At 69.0% G+C, this 13,450-nt stretch carries 13 protein-coding genes; 5 read left to right on the top strand and 8 right to left on the bottom strand.

Features of this window, described 5'->3' with window-relative positions:
- Positions 1-34: 34 nt before the first annotated feature.
- From WB794_RS04060 to WB794_RS04030, 7 genes are all read right to left on the bottom strand, one after another.
- Positions 35-238, bottom strand: a complete 204-nt coding sequence (locus WB794_RS04060) for a YgaP family membrane protein (RefSeq protein WP_337334569.1) — start codon at positions 236-238, stop codon at positions 35-37.
- 78 nt (positions 239-316) lie between these two features.
- Entirely contained in the window at positions 317-1,834 is a 1,518-nt protein-coding gene (locus tag WB794_RS04055) for an efflux transporter outer membrane subunit (RefSeq protein WP_337334568.1), read from the bottom strand.
- 103 nt (positions 1,835-1,937) lie between these two features.
- On the bottom strand, positions 1,938-3,059 hold the full coding sequence (locus WB794_RS04050) for an ABC transporter permease (RefSeq protein WP_337334567.1): 1,122 nt from the start codon (positions 3,057-3,059) through the stop codon (positions 1,938-1,940).
- Between the two features lie 6 nt (positions 3,060-3,065).
- On the bottom strand, positions 3,066-4,196 hold the full coding sequence (locus WB794_RS04045) for an ABC transporter permease (protein ID WP_337334672.1): 1,131 nt from the start codon (positions 4,194-4,196) through the stop codon (positions 3,066-3,068).
- Positions 4,197-4,231: 35 nt separating this feature from the next.
- Positions 4,232-5,992 carry an ATP-binding cassette domain-containing protein gene (locus WB794_RS04040; protein ID WP_337334566.1) on the bottom strand — a complete coding sequence of 587 codons (1,761 nt, stop codon included), beginning with the start codon at positions 5,990-5,992 and terminating at the stop codon, positions 4,232-4,234.
- A 3-nt stretch (positions 5,993-5,995) separates the two neighbouring features.
- The gene (gene hlyD, locus WB794_RS04035; protein ID WP_337334565.1) at positions 5,996-7,003 is read right to left on the bottom strand and encodes a secretion protein HlyD; all 1,008 of its coding nucleotides are present in this window, start codon (positions 7,001-7,003) and stop codon (positions 5,996-5,998) included.
- Entirely contained in the window at positions 7,000-7,608 is a 609-nt protein-coding gene (locus WB794_RS04030; RefSeq protein WP_337334564.1) for a TetR/AcrR family transcriptional regulator, read from the bottom strand. Before WB794_RS04030 ends, hlyD begins: the two co-directional genes overlap by 4 nt.
- 179 nt (positions 7,609-7,787) lie before the next feature.
- Here WB794_RS04030 and WB794_RS04025 point away from each other — a divergent pair, with 179 nt between their 5' ends.
- From WB794_RS04025 to WB794_RS04015, 3 genes are all read left to right on the top strand, one after another.
- Positions 7,788-8,291 (top strand): peptidylprolyl isomerase, encoded by a 504-nt coding sequence (locus WB794_RS04025; RefSeq protein WP_337334563.1) that lies wholly within the window; start codon positions 7,788-7,790, stop codon positions 8,289-8,291.
- A 200-nt stretch (positions 8,292-8,491) separates the two neighbouring features.
- Positions 8,492-9,697 (top strand): pyridoxal phosphate-dependent aminotransferase, encoded by a 1,206-nt coding sequence (locus WB794_RS04020; protein ID WP_337334562.1) that lies wholly within the window; start codon positions 8,492-8,494, stop codon positions 9,695-9,697.
- Positions 9,698-9,785: 88 nt separating this feature from the next.
- Complete coding sequence (locus tag WB794_RS04015; RefSeq protein ID WP_337334561.1) at positions 9,786-10,769, top strand: malate dehydrogenase; 984 nt, start codon at positions 9,786-9,788, stop codon at positions 10,767-10,769.
- Between the two features lie 89 nt (positions 10,770-10,858).
- Here the strand turns inward: WB794_RS04015 and WB794_RS04010 are convergent, their stop codons facing one another.
- On the bottom strand, positions 10,859-12,331 hold the full coding sequence (locus WB794_RS04010; protein ID WP_337334560.1) for a PAS domain S-box protein: 1,473 nt from the start codon (positions 12,329-12,331) through the stop codon (positions 10,859-10,861).
- 277 nt (positions 12,332-12,608) lie between these two features.
- On the opposite strand from WB794_RS04010, the gene WB794_RS04005 reads away from it, so the two are divergent.
- Positions 12,609-13,223 (top strand): BON domain-containing protein, encoded by a 615-nt coding sequence (locus WB794_RS04005; protein ID WP_337334559.1) that lies wholly within the window; start codon positions 12,609-12,611, stop codon positions 13,221-13,223.
- 11 nt (positions 13,224-13,234) lie between these two features.
- The gene (locus WB794_RS04000) at positions 13,235-13,432 is read left to right on the top strand and encodes a CsbD family protein (RefSeq protein WP_337334558.1); all 198 of its coding nucleotides are present in this window, start codon (positions 13,235-13,237) and stop codon (positions 13,430-13,432) included.
- Positions 13,433-13,450: the final 18 nt, after the last annotated feature.

The following is a 13,450-nucleotide window of genomic DNA, read 5'->3' as shown; positions in this document are numbered from 1 at the left end:
CGGGGACAAGTGGCATGGGGGTTCCGGCGACGCGCTACTCGCGCCGCTCCAGCGGGCAGGTGTCGAGGCCCATCAGGCGATAGCCGGGGCAGCGGCCGGAGAGGCCGGTGATGATCGGCATCACGCCGATGAGACCGAGCCAGCGCCACGGCGAATCCAGCCAGAAAGGCAGGCTGACGAGGGCGAGTCCGATGACGATGCGAATCAGGCGATCAAGGTTTCCGACGTTGACTTTCATGACAATGCTCCATTGCGGTGGACACGGAAGCCGGTGCAGGAATACGCGGCCTGCGCGCGGCGACTCTTTCATTGAACGTCACGAACGCGCGCGATCCGCCGCGGCGAGCGCTTCCTCGCGCGGCGCTTCCCAGCCCCCGCCCAGCGCCTTGTAGAGCGCCACGAGGCGAACTGCGGCGCTGGACTGGGCGCGCGCCTGCGTCTGGCGCGCCTCGTGCAGCAGGCGCTCGGCGGCCAGCAGTTCGACCAGCGCGATGTCGCCGGCGGCGTAGCGCGCCTGCGCGTGGGCGTGGCTGCGCAGGCTGGCCTGCAGCGCCAGATCCCGCCGCGCCAGCGACTCCAGGCCGGCGCGGTAGTCGCTCAGCGCCCGCTCGGCGTCGCCCAGCGCCGCGAGCACGGTCTGCTCGTAGGCCAGGGCCGCGCGTTCGGTCGCGGCTTCGCGCGCACGGATTTCGGCGCGCACCCGGCCGCCGTCGAACAGGCGCCACGAAATCATCGGCAGGATGGAGAAGCGCGCGCTGGACGAATCGAACCAGTCGCCGGTGTCCAGCGCCTGGAATCCGCCGCCCGCGCCGATCGCAAGCTTCGGGAACAGCTCGGCGGTGGCCACGCCGATCTCGGCGGTGCTGGCGGCCAACTGGCGTTCGGCAGCGCGCACGTCGGGGCGACGGCGCAGCACGTCGGCACGCTCGCCGACCGGCAGGGGCGACAGCGTCGGTGCCTCCGGCAGCACATCCAGCAGCGCCAGCTCGGCGTCGGGGCCGCTGCCGAGCAGCACGCCCAGGGCCAGCACGGCGGCGCGTTGGCGCGCCTCGATCTCGGGCAGGCCGGCGTTGGCCGTGGCCCACTGCGCCGCCACGGTTTCCACGTCGGCCAGGGATGCGTCGCCCAGGGCATGACGCTGCCGCGCCAGTTCCAGGGTCTGTTCGAGCGCGCGCACCGTGCCCTGCTGGGCCAGGAGCTCACGTGCGGCCCCGGCGGCTTCGAACCAGGTGCGGGCCACTTCGGCCGCGATGCGCATGCGCGCGCCCCCGGCCTCGATGCGGGTGGCGGCCAGGCGTGCCTCGGCGCTTTCCAGCGCGCGCCGCGTGCCGCCGAACAGGTCGAGTTCCCAGGCGGCATCGAAACCGGCGTCGTAAATGGTCTGGCTGGCATCCAGTCCGGGTAGGGAGCCGATCGGCAGCGCGCCGTTCTCGCTTTGCCGGCGGCGATTGACGCTGGTGCCGGCCGCGACGGTCGGGGCGCGCGCGCCCGCCGTGCGGTCGCGCAGCGCGCGCGCCTCGTCGATTCGCGACATGGCCTGGCGCAGGTCGAGGTTGCGTTCGAGCGCGGTGCCGATCAGACGTTCCAGAACGGGGTCGCCCAGGGTTTCCCACCAGCGCGACAGTTCGGCCGGCGCCGTTCCAGCGGGCAGGGCGACGTCCGGCTGGATCCAGTTGCCCTCGACCGCCAGCGCCGGCGGGCCGGCGTAGTCGGGGCCGACCGTCGCGCAGCCGCCCAGCACGGTCGCGGCGAGCAGCAGCGCCAGCGCGCGCCGCCGGGATCGTGGCGGCACCGCGGCCGGCGTGGTCTTCATGGTGCTGGCGCGGATTCGCATGGCGATACTCCTGGGTGAGACGGTGTCGGGCGCGGTCAGCGCCTCTGGAACGGTTCGTGGCGAGTCGGACAAGAGCTACGGCTCAGGGCAGTGTGCGACCGGGTCATTGCAGGCGTCTACGCACGAAGAAGATCGCGGCCAGCAGGGTCGTCAGCGCGATCAGGGCCAGCGGCCAGAGGCTGGAAACGATGTCGCCGGGCGGCATCGCCTTGAGGAAACTGCCCTCGACGATGATGAGGAAGTGGGTCAGCGGAATTCCCTGGGCCAGCCATTGCAGGACCACGGGCATGTTTTCCACCGGGGTGGCGAAGCCGGACATCAGCACCGCCGGCACGCCGATGGCGAAGGCGCCGAGGATCGCCTGTTGCTGGGTCATGCTGACGGCGGAAATCACCAGGCCGATGCCGACCACCGACAGGATGAAGAGCACGAGGCTGCCGAGCAGGAGCGGAAAGCTGCCGGAAAACGGAATCCCGAACAGGAACACGCCGGCGCCGATCATGAACAGCCCCAGCAGGGTGCCGATGGCCAGCGCCGGCAGCGATTTTGAAATGATGATCTCGGGCGTCGAGGTGGGCGAGACCAGGAGCTGGTCGAAGGTGCCCAGCTCGCGTTCGCGCGCGATCGACAGCGCCGTGATCATCAATGAGCTGAACAGCGCCAGGATGCCGGTCAGTCCGGGCACGATGAACCAGCGATACGTCAGGTTCGGGTTGAACCAGTGGCGCACCGACACCGGTGCGCCGGCGGGCGTATCGGGCACGAGTTCCGCGCCGACCTCGGCCGCGATGCTGGCGAGATAGGCCACCGTGATCTGCCCCGAATTGCTGCGCCGGCCGTCCACCAGCACCTGCACGCGCCCGCCGCTGCCCGCGGCGATGGCGCGGGAAAAATCCTGCGGAATGGCAAGTCCGGCGATGACCGTACCGTGATCGATCAGGTTGCGCATTTCCTCGACGCTGGCGACATGGTGCACGCGCGTGATGAAGCGCGCGCTTTCCATCTGCTGCACCAGCTCATGCCCGCCGCGCCCCGCGTCCTGGCTGTGCACGGCGACGTCGACGTTGCGCACTTCCAGCGTGGCGGCGAAGGCGAAGATCACCAGCTGCATGATGGGTGGCGCGAACACCACCATGCGGCTGCGCGGGTCGCGCAGCACGCTGAGCACCTCCTTGACGAACTGGGCGCGCAGGCGGGTGGGGTTGAAGTAGTCGGAAACCTTCATTCGCGCTCACTCCAGGTTCTTGCGGGTGGCGCGTTTGGCCAGCGCGAAGAACACCAGGCCGATGGCCGTCATGGCGGCAAGATTGGGCAGGAACACCGCCCAGATGTCGCCGGCGAGGAACACGGTCTTGAGCGAGGCCACGAAGTAGCGCGCCGGGATCACCAGGGTGACCATGCGGATCGGCGCCGGCATGGCGTCGATCTCGAACAGGAAACCCGAGAGCATGAAGGCCGGCAGGAATCCGGAAAAAAGCGCGATCTGCGCGGCGAGGAACTGGTTGCGCGCCAGCGAGGAGATCAGGAGGCCCTGACCGAGCGCCGGCACCATGAAGGCCGCCGAGAGCAGCATCAGGGCCGCGAGCGAGCCGCGCAGCGGCACGTCGAACACCCACACCGCCAGCCCGGTGGCACCCAGCGTGGCCAGCATCGCCAACGCGAAGTAGGGCAGCAGCTTGCCGATCAGTATCTCGACCACCGAGGCCGGCGTGGAAAGCACGGCCTCCATCGTGCCGCGCTCCCACTCGCGCGCCACCACCAGCGCGGTGAGCATGGTGCCGATGATCGCCATGACGATGGCGATGGCACCGGGCACCAGCGAGCGGCGGCTTTCCAGCTCCGGGTTGAACCAGAAGCGCGGCTCCAGCGTCACCGCCGGCGTCGGTGCCTGACCAAGTTGCGCGGCGCGCCAGGTTTCGACCACGCCCCGGCCGTAGTTCTCCACGTAGTTGGCGGTATTGGGATAGGAGCCGTCGGTGATGATCTGCACCAGTGGCTCCTCGCCGCGCCGCGCCAGGCGCTGTTCGAAATCCTGCGGGATGACGATGAAGCCGCGCAGCCGCCCGGCAACCACGGAATCCACCACCTCGCGCCGGTCATGGGCGAAGGTCACGTCGAGGTAGCGCGTGCCGGCGAACGCCGCCGCCAGCGACTGCGCCGTGGCCCCCTGCGATTCGAGCACCACGCCCACGCGCACGCCCTTGGCATCCAGGGAAACGGCGTAGGCGAACAGCAGCAGCAGCACCACCGGCAGCACGAAGGCGATCAGCAGGGTGGAGGGGTCGCGCATCGCCTGCAGGCTTTCCTTGGAGACCAGCGCCAGCAGCCGGCGCGTGTCGAAGCGGCGCAGTCCGGCCGCCATCGCGGCATCGGTTCCGGGGGCGCGCCCGGCCGCGCTCACGCCGCGTTCTCCAGCGCCAGATCGGCCGACTCGACCAGCTGGATGAAGGCGTCCTCCATCGTCGGATCGGGGCGTTCGGGGGTGATCGCGGCGCGCTTGAGCGCGTCCGGCGTGTCCAGCGCGATGAGCCGCGCCCGATACAGCATCGCCACCCGATCGCAGTATTCGGCCTCGTCCATGAAGTGGGTGGTGACCATGATGGTCACGCCCTTGCGCGCCAGTCCGTTGATGTGGGTCCAGAACTCGCGCCGGGTGATGGGGTCGACGCCGGAGGTCGGCTCGTCGAGGAACAGCACCGGCGGGTGGTGCATGAGCGCGCAGGCCAGCGCGAGGCGCTGCTTGTGGCCCAGCGGCAGCGAATCGGGTGCTACATCCAGCCAGCCGCCGAGGTCGAAGGTTTCGATCATCTCGGCGATGCGCGCGCGCCGGGTGGCCGCGTCCAGCCCGTAGACGCCGGCCGAGAACTCCAGGTTCTGGCGCACCGACAGCAGGCCGTACAGCGAGAACTTCTGGGCCATGTAGCCCAGCCGGCCCTTGACCGCGCCGGTGGCCCGGCGCAGGTCCAGCCCGACCACCTGGGCTTCGCCCGCACTGGGCTTGAGCAGTCCGCAGAGCATCTTGAACGTGGTGGACTTGCCCGCGCCGTTGGGCCCGAGCAGGCCGAAGATCTCCCCCTTCTTCACCTCGAAGCTGACGCTGTCGGTGGCGGTGAAGGCACCGAAGCGCTTGGTGAGATTGCGGCAGGACACGGCGACATCCGAACCCAGTTCGACCGGCGGCAGGCGCTCGGCCAGCGCCGAGGTGCCGCCGGGGCCGCCGCCGAGGAGGTCGATGAAGGCGTCCTCGAAACGCGCCGGCACCGCCGCCAGCGGTACCCGCACACGATCGGCGAACGCCTGCAGTTCGAGGCTGTCGTGGCCTTCGCGCAGCACCGCGCGCACGCCGGCACCCTGAATCACGCCGTCGCTGACGCTGGCGAGGTCGAGCACCTCGGTCAGCACCGCCCGGCGCTCGGCACCGACGTTTTCCAGACGGAAGCTGCGGCCTTCAAGCTGCGCGGTGAGTTCCTGCGGCGGGCCATCGAACAGCAGTTGGCCTTCGTTGAGCAGGAGCACGCTTTCGCAGCGTTCGGCTTCGTCCAGATAGGCGGTGGACCAGACCACGGCCATGCCCTCGTCGGTCAGCGCCTGCACCATGCGCCAGAGGTCCTGACGGCTGACCGGGTCCACGCCGACGCCCGGTTCGTCCAGCAGCAGCACGCGCGGCCGCGCCATCAGCGCGCAGGCCAGACCCAGCTTCTGCTTCATGCCGCCGGACAGCTTGCCGGCGAGGCGTTCGGTGAAGGGTTCGAGCCGGGTGAACTCCAGCAGTTCGGCAAACAGAGCGGCGTTGCGCTCGGCGTCCATGCCGCGCAGGCGGGCATACAGGCGCATGTTCTCCATCACCGACAGGTCCTCGTAGAGCCCGAAGCGCTGCGGCATGTAGCCGGTCACCACGTGGATCGCATCGTTGCCGGCGACGGTGTCGAAGCCGGCGACGACGGCCTTGCCCGAGGTCGGTTCGAGCAGCCCGGTCAGGATGCGCATCAGCGTCGTCTTGCCGGCGCCGTCCGGCCCGACCAGGCCGGTCAGGCGACCGTAGCGGATGCGCGCGTCAAGCGCGCGCAGCGCCTGCACCTGGCCAAAGCGCTTGTCCAGCGCGGTGATTTCCACGGCGTCCGATTCGGCCGAGGCGGCGCTCGGTGGGTGCGATTCCATGGCTCAGAACCGGGCCAGTGGCTGGCCGTCGGCCGCGCCGTCCAGGTCGATCGTGACCGGCATGCCCTGACGCAGCGCCGCATCGCCATCGTCCAGGACGATCCGCAGGCGATACACCAGATCGGTGCGCAGATCGGTGGTTTCGACCGCCTTGGGGGTGAACTCGGCGCGCGGCGAGATGAAGCCGATCTGGCCGCCATAGATCCTGTCCGAGGAGTCGGTGCGCACGCGAACCCGCGTGCCCGGCGCGATCCGCCCCAGATCGGTTTCGCCCACATAGGCGCGCACATACACCGGGGCGTCCAGGCTCAGGCGATAGACCGTGCTTTGGCTCGCCACCATGCTGCCCGGCTCGCGCACCCGCACAATCACGGTGCCCTGACTGGGTGCAAACAGCTCGGTATCGGCCAGCGCGGTGGCGGCCTGGGCGCGTGTGGCCTGCGCGGCGGCAAGCCGGGCTTCGCCCGCGGCGATGTCTTCCTGGCGGAAGCCTTCCTGCGCCTGCGAGAGGGCGGCCTGCGCCGCCTTCACGCCCGCTGCGGCCTGGTCGCGGGCGGTCCGGGTGGCGTCCACCGTGCGCTGGCTGCTGGCCCCCGTGGACAGGAGCTCGTGCTGGCGCCGGTAGTTGGCCTCGGCGTCTGCGGCCAGTGCCTGGGCCTGCCTGAGCGCCGCCTGGGCCTGGGTGATCTCCTGCGGGCGCAGTCCGGCGCGCAGTTTGGCCAGCTCGGCCTCGGCGATCGCCACCGAGGCGTCGGCCACGGCCAGTGCATCGTGGAAGGGCTGGGCGTCGAGGGCGGCCAGACGTTCGCCGGCCGTGACCCGGTCGCCTTCGTCGCGGGTCATTTCCAGCACCCGGCCCGGCTGGCGGAAGGCGAGATCCACTTCGCGGATGTCCACGTTTCCGTAGAGGCGCAGCGCGGCACCGTCCGAGGGTGACCGCGCTTTCCAGGCAAAGATCCCGACGGCGGCGACCGCAACGACGACCGCGACAATGATTGGTGTGCGCTTCATGACCGTGCCTCGATGCCGCGACGATAGAGGGCGAAGATGGCGGGAGCGTTCTCCCGCATCCTCCGGGGCTTGCCTTCGAGGGTTGACTGGATCACCAGCCCCTGGATCGAACCGATGAACTGTATTGCCGCGGTGGTGATGTCGATCGCGGAATCGATTTCGCCGGCCTCGACCCCCCGCTTGAGCAGGTCCGTGATGCGGGCGGCGTAGTGGCCGATCAGAACCTGCACCGCCTGCTTGGGCAGGGTGTCGCCGGCGCGCTGGAGTTCTCCGAACAGCATCCGCGGCACGCCGGGATGTGCCGCGACGAAGTCGATGTGGGCCAGGAACACGGCCTCCAGTGCGGCCATCGGGGTGCGGGCACCGGCGCGTGCGGCATCCAGGCGCGTCAGCAGGCGGTTGCTCACCCAGCCCATGACCGCTTCCAGGATGGAATCCTTGCTGGGGAAGTGGCGGAAGAGGGCACCTTGCGTCACACCCATGCGCTTGGCGATGGCTGCGGTGGTGATCTCGCTGGGATTCTGGACCGCGGCCAGAGCGACGACGGCTTCCACGGTGGCGGCGCGGCGCTCGTCCGCGGGCAGGTATTTCGGGAGTATGTTCATGGTTGCCCGGCTGAAAGAAAGTAATCGATTACTATCTTACTCCGGCAATTCATGAACGCAGGCTGAAAATTTCAGGGCCACTGTCGCCGGCAGCCTCGGACGTGGCCGCCCGCCCGTGCGGCTCGCGATCGCGCCGGCGGTCGCGCTACCATGCGCGGTCCACGATCAGGAGTTCCACCATGTCCGACCTTCGCGCCGAAATCGTGACCTCGCGCGGCACGATCCACCTGACCCTCACCCCCGACCAGACCCCGGTAACCGTGGCCAATTTCGTCAACCTGGCGCAGCGCGGGTTCTACAACGGCCTCACGTTCCACCGCGTCATCCCGGACTTCATGATCCAGGGCGGCTGCCCGCACGGCATCGGCAACGGCGGCCCGGGATATCGCTTCGAGGACGAGTGCACCCCGGCACTGCGCCATGAGCGCGGCGTGCTGTCGATGGCCAATGCCGGCCCGGGCACCAATGGCAGCCAGTTCTTCATCACCCACGTTCCCTGCGGCTGGCTGGACGGCAAGCACACCGTGTTCGGCAAGGTGGTGGGCGACGCGGACCAGGCCGTGGTCGATGCCGTGAAGGGTGGCGACATCATCGAGGCCATCCGCATCGTGGGCGATGCCACCGCGCTGCTGGATTCGCAGAAGGCCCGCGTGGCGCAGTGGAACGCGGCGCTGGCACCCTGATTGCGCCCGCTGCGAAAGCCACCGCAACGCCGGCCACCGCGCCGGCGTTGCGCGTTCCAGGACGGGGCGAACCCATCGTTTTCATGACGCGACCGGCGGATTCCACGCGCGCTGCGGCGACCATGCCGCACTGCAACAAAGTCCGGTGACAGTGATAGAATCGCGCCTTCGACAGGTTCCCTCCAATGAGGATGATGTCCATGCCACAGCTCGCGCGGCGCATGGGGCAGGCCAAGCCCAGCGCCATCATGGTGATTGCCGAAAAGACCCGCGCGCTGAAGGCGCAGGGGCGCGACATCATCAGCTTCTCCATCGGTGTCCCGAACTTCCTGCCTGGCGAGCACGTCTATGCTGCGGCACGCGCGGCGCTGGAGAAGGATTCGGGCCAGTACGGCTCCAACCGCGGTGCCGATGCGCTGCTCGACGCCATGCTCGCCCACTTCGAGCGCAACGGCATCGCCGGCCTCACGCGCCGCAACCTGTGCGTGGGAATCGGTGCCAAGCAGGTGCTCTACAACCTGGCCGAGGCGCTGCTGGATCCGGGCGACACGATTGCGTTCCCGACGCCTTTCTGGACGACCTACGCCGACATCGCGGCGATCGTCGGGGCGAAGACGCTGCTGCTGCCGTGTCCGCCCGAGCAGGACTACAAGCTCACGCCGGCCCAGCTCGACGCGGCGTTGGCGCAAAAGCCCAAGGTGTTCCTGTTCAACAATCCCTCAAACCCCACCGGCATGGTCTATCACCGCGAGGAGATCGCGGCGCTGGCGGCGGTGATGGCGCGTCATGCGGACACCTGGATCGTGCTGGACGACATCTACAACCGCATGGTGTTCGATGAGGTGGGCTATCACAACGTGCTCGCCTTCGAGCCGTCGCTGCGCGACCGCACCATCGTGGTGGATTCGCTCTCCAAGACTTACGGGATGCCGGGCTGGCGCGTGGGTTTCGCCGCGGCGCCCGAGCACGTGGCGCAGGCGATGGTCACGCTCAATTCCAACCACATCACCAGCCTGCCTGAAGTGGTGAGCGCCGCCGCCGCGGCGGCGCTGGCGGGGCCGCAGGACATTCCCGCGGCGCAGTGCGCCGGATTCGCACGCAAGCGCGACGTGGTGCTTGCCGCGCTCGCGCAGATCCCCGGCGTGCGCTGCCCGCGCCCGGAAGGCGCGTTCTACGCCTTCCCGGACGTCAGCGTTGCCTTCGGCCGCACCCACGGTCCCAGCGGCCGCCTGATCGGCAACGACGTCGAGCTGTGCGAGGCGCTGCTGGAGTCGGCCGGGGTGGCCTGCGTGCCCGGGTCGGCCTTCGGCGAGCCGCGCGCGCTGCGTATTTCCTACGCCTGCCCGGACGCCGCGCTGGCGGAAGGTCTGGCGCGCATCCAGAAGTTCTTTGCCGAGTTCGAGTGATGCGCAGGCGCGGATCCGGGCGGCGGAATTCCGCCGCGAGGCCGCGCCGCGCATCGCCGTTTCCCCCACACCCCGAGGAGAACGCCGCATGAAAACCCCCGTTCGCGTTGCCGTTACCGGCGCTGCCGGCCAGATCGGCTATTCGCTGCTGTTCCGCATCGCCTCCGGCGAGATGCTGGGCAAGGACCAGCCCGTCATCCTGCAGATGCTGGAGCTGCCGCTGGAGAAGGCCCAGGCCGCACTCAGGGGCGTGATGATGGAGCTGGAGGACTGCGCCTTCCCGCTGCTGGCCGGCATGGTCGGCACCGATGACCCGGAGGTGGCGTTCAAGGATGCCGACGTGGCCCTGCTCGTGGGGGCCATGCCGCGCGGCCCCGGAATGGAGCGCAAGGATCTGCTGCTCAAGAACGCCGAAATCTTCACCGTGCAGGGCCGCGCGCTGAACAAGGTGGCTTCGCGCGGCGTCAAGGTGCTGGTGGTCGGCAACCCGGCCAATACCAACGCCTACATCGCGATGAAGTCCGCGCCGGACCTTCCCGCGAAGAACTTCACCGCGATGCTGCGCCTGGACCACAACCGCGCGCTCAGCCAGCTGGCCGGCAAGGCCGGCGTGGCGGTGGGCGAGGTCGAGAAGCTGGTGGTGTGGGGCAACCACAGCCCGACCATGTACCCCGACTACCGCTTCGCCACCGCCAGCGGTGCATCGATCAAGGACACGATCAACGACGCCGACTGGAATGCCAACGTCTTCATTCCGACCGTGGCCAAGCGCGGCGCGGCCATCATCGAGGCGCGCGGCCTGTCCTCGGCGGCGTCGGCCGCCAACGCGGCCATCTGCCACGTGCGCGACTGGCTGCTGGGCACGAACGGCAAGTGGGTGACGATGGGCATTCCCTCCGACGGCAGCTACGGCATTCCCGAGGGGGTGATCTTCGGCTTCCCGGTCACCGCGCAGAACGGCGAGTACAGCCTGGTGCGCGACCTGCCGATCGACGCGTTCAGCCAGAAGGCCATCGACAAGACCCTGGGCGAGCTGGAGGAAGAGCGCGCCGGCGTGGCGCACCTGCTCTAGCAAACCGCCCATCCGGCCGCAGGGCGCGCCTGCGGCCGGATCGCAGCGGCGTACGGGACAGGGGAGCGCCGCGCGCGTTCCGCTCCGCCTCACTCCGCGCTTGCGCCAAACCCGCGCTCGCGTCCCCAGATCACCGCCGTGCTGCGGCGATTGACGCCGATCTTCCCGTACAGCGTGGCGACGTGGTTGCGCACCGTGTTGCGCGACAGCCCGAGCCGCTCGGCGATCGCCGCGTCGCCGTGGCCGCTGCAGATCAGCTCCAGCACCTCGCGCTCGCGCGCGGTCAGCGCGTCCATCTCGCTGGCGGTCGCCTGCGGACGGCGCACCTGCGCCAGCTTCTCCATCACCGTGCGGCTGAACCAGGAGGCGTCCTTCATCACCGCCTCCATGGCGCTGATGAGCTCGGCCTCGCCGCGCTTGCGCTCGGTGATGTCCTGGATGACGAACAGCGCGCAGGCTTCGTCCTGCAGAGTCACCGACTCGGCCGAAAGCAGGCCGTCGATCACCACGTTGTCCAGCGCGCGCAGCTGTACGTCGCGGTTGCGGATCATCTGGCCGGCGTCCAGCGCCAGGTTGATGTCGCGCAGCGTGGCGCGGTCCAGGTACAGACCGCTGCTGGTGATCGAGCGTCCGACGATTTCGCCGCGCGGCCGGCCCACGGCGGTGGCGAAGGCGCCGTTGGCCTCGATCACGCACCAGTTGGACTGCACGCATACCGCCATCGGCACCGGCGCCATGCGGAAAGCCTTGGCGAAGCGCTCCTCGCTCTGGCGCAGCGACTGCTCGGCGCGACGCCGCGCCTCCAGGTCGATGAAGGTGAACAGCATGCAGGGCCGCCCGGTCACCACGATGGGCTGGCCGGCCACCATCACCGACTTCCGGTCGCCGTCGCTGGTGCGCACGCACGTCTCCTGCGGGCGGATCGCGCTGTGCGTGGCCAGCGCGCGCAGCGCCTGCTCGCGCCGCTGGGCGTCGTGCAGCACGTCGATCTCGTGGAAGGGCCGGCCGAGGATGTCCTCGCTGGCAAAGCCGGTCATCTCGCAGAAGCCCTCGTTCACCCGGATGTAGCGCGAATCGTCCAGGCGCAGGATCGCGGCAGGGGAGGGCTTGGTGGAAAAGAAGCGGTCGAACAGCTCGTCGGAATCGACCTTCTCGGTGGTGTCGATGGCGAAGAGCACCAGCAGCTCCGCCTGGTCGGCCTCATCTAAAAGGACTAGTCCACGGAACTCCAGCGTGCGCACCATTTCCTGTCCGTCGCGCTGCGTGAGCTCCAGCACCAGGCTGGCGAAGGACTCGCCCGACGCCAGGCGCGCGAACGGACTGCGGCTGGGCGGGATCGCCCGCCCGCCGGACTCGCGCAGCAGGAACCGCTCGGCGTACTGCGCCGTCGATTCGCCAAGATCCTGCTGCGTGGCGCAGCCGTGCATGTCGAGCGCGGCGCGATTGGCCCAGAGGATGGCGCCGTCCGGATCCAGCAGGATCACGCCCTCGCTGAGGTGGGCCATGATCTGCTGGAGCTGGCGGCGTCCCACCCCCTGGGCGGCGTGCGGTTCACGGGTCATGGGCGTGCTCCAGAAAACGGGTTGCGGTCCGGTGGGATTCATTCTCGCATTAGTATCTGGTTAAAAAAGGTCAATAGGTACTAGTTTTACTGGTATATCGATCACTATCTGGCCCCTTCGGCGCTTCCTAGCATGGATTCCGCCCGGAACGCCGCATCGCGATCCGGGTGCCGGTCGAGGCGGAGGGTTCTGCTGTCCGTCCCGGTCGGCCCATCCAACGGCCTTCGCGCCACGCGTTCCGCGGAAGCGTCGCCGAAGGCCCTGCCAGGAGATCGACATGAACAACGTCAACAGGATGACCGCACTTACCCTGGCCGTTTCGCTTGCGCTCGGTGCTGGACTTGCCGTCGCGGCGGAGCAGGCCAGTTCCTCCGAAGATCATTCGTCCAGCGCCACCCAGGCGATGGGCGACGCCTGGATCACCGCCAAGGTGAAGGCCGAGCTGGCCACGGCCGACGGGGTATCGAGCAGCGCCGTTTCGGTGACCACGGTGGACGGTGTGGTGACGCTGACCGGCGTGCTGCCGACCCGCAGCGCGGTCGACGCCGCGATCGCGCATGCCCGCAGCGTCGAAGGCGTCCTGAAGGTGGACGCCGCCGGCCTGAAGGTCGGCGATGCCGCCAAGGTCGCGGCCAGCGGAGATGAGGACGGCACGTCCTCCAGCGTCGGCCAGGCGGTGGACGACACCTGGATCACCACCAAGGTGAAGGCGGAGCTGGCGACCACCCAGGGCGTGCCGAGCACCGAGATCTCGGTCAAGACCGTCGATGGCGTGGTCACCCTGATCGGCGCGCTGCCGAGCGAGCTGGCGGTGAAGAAGGCCGTTGCCGCGGCGCGCAGCGTCAAGGGCGTGCGTCAGGTCGACGCGAGCTCGCTGCTGGTCGAAGGCTGAGGAGACAGACCATGAACGAAGATCGCATCAAGGGCCAGTGGAAGCAGCTCAGCGGCAAAGTGAAGGCGCGCTGGGGCAAGCTCACCAACGACGACGTGCGGGTCGAGGAGGGCAACGCCGAATACCTTATCGGTAAACTCCAGGAGCGCTACGGGCTGGCCAAGGACGTGGCGAAGAAGGAAGTGAACGACTTCGTCGATTCGCTCTGACTCCGCCGCAGCGAAACC

The organism is Denitratimonas tolerans (genome assembly GCF_037203605.1).
Taxonomy (GTDB): Bacteria; Pseudomonadota; Gammaproteobacteria; order Xanthomonadales; family Xanthomonadaceae; genus Denitratimonas; species Denitratimonas tolerans.
This window is presented reverse-complemented; position numbering and strand designations above follow the sequence as displayed.

Excerpts from the sequence above, each read along its gene's own strand:
- WB794_RS04060 (WP_337334569.1), bottom strand. The coding sequence starts at position 238 with ATGAAAGTCAACGTCGGAAACCTTGATCGCCTGATTCGCATCGTCATC.
- WB794_RS04055 (WP_337334568.1), bottom strand. The coding sequence starts at position 1,834 with ATGCGAATCCGCGCCAGCACCATGAAGACCACGCCGGCCGCGGTGCCG.
- WB794_RS04050 (WP_337334567.1), bottom strand. The coding sequence starts at position 3,059 with ATGAAGGTTTCCGACTACTTCAACCCCACCCGCCTGCGCGCCCAGTTC.
- WB794_RS04045 (WP_337334672.1), bottom strand. The coding sequence starts at position 4,196 with ATGGCGGCCGGACTGCGCCGCTTCGACACGCGCCGGCTGCTGGCGCTG.
- WB794_RS04040 (WP_337334566.1), bottom strand. The coding sequence starts at position 5,992 with ATGGAATCGCACCCACCGAGCGCCGCCTCGGCCGAATCGGACGCCGTG.
- hlyD (WP_337334565.1), bottom strand. The coding sequence starts at position 7,003 with ATGAAGCGCACACCAATCATTGTCGCGGTCGTCGTTGCGGTCGCCGCC.
- WB794_RS04030 (WP_337334564.1), bottom strand. The coding sequence starts at position 7,608 with ATGAACATACTCCCGAAATACCTGCCCGCGGACGAGCGCCGCGCCGCC.
- WB794_RS04025 (WP_337334563.1), top strand. The coding sequence starts at position 7,788 with ATGTCCGACCTTCGCGCCGAAATCGTGACCTCGCGCGGCACGATCCAC.
- WB794_RS04020 (WP_337334562.1), top strand. The coding sequence starts at position 8,492 with ATGCCACAGCTCGCGCGGCGCATGGGGCAGGCCAAGCCCAGCGCCATC.
- WB794_RS04015 (WP_337334561.1), top strand. The coding sequence starts at position 9,786 with ATGAAAACCCCCGTTCGCGTTGCCGTTACCGGCGCTGCCGGCCAGATC.
- WB794_RS04010 (WP_337334560.1), bottom strand. The coding sequence starts at position 12,331 with ATGACCCGTGAACCGCACGCCGCCCAGGGGGTGGGACGCCGCCAGCTC.
- WB794_RS04005 (WP_337334559.1), top strand. The coding sequence starts at position 12,609 with ATGAACAACGTCAACAGGATGACCGCACTTACCCTGGCCGTTTCGCTT.
- WB794_RS04000 (WP_337334558.1), top strand. The coding sequence starts at position 13,235 with ATGAACGAAGATCGCATCAAGGGCCAGTGGAAGCAGCTCAGCGGCAAA.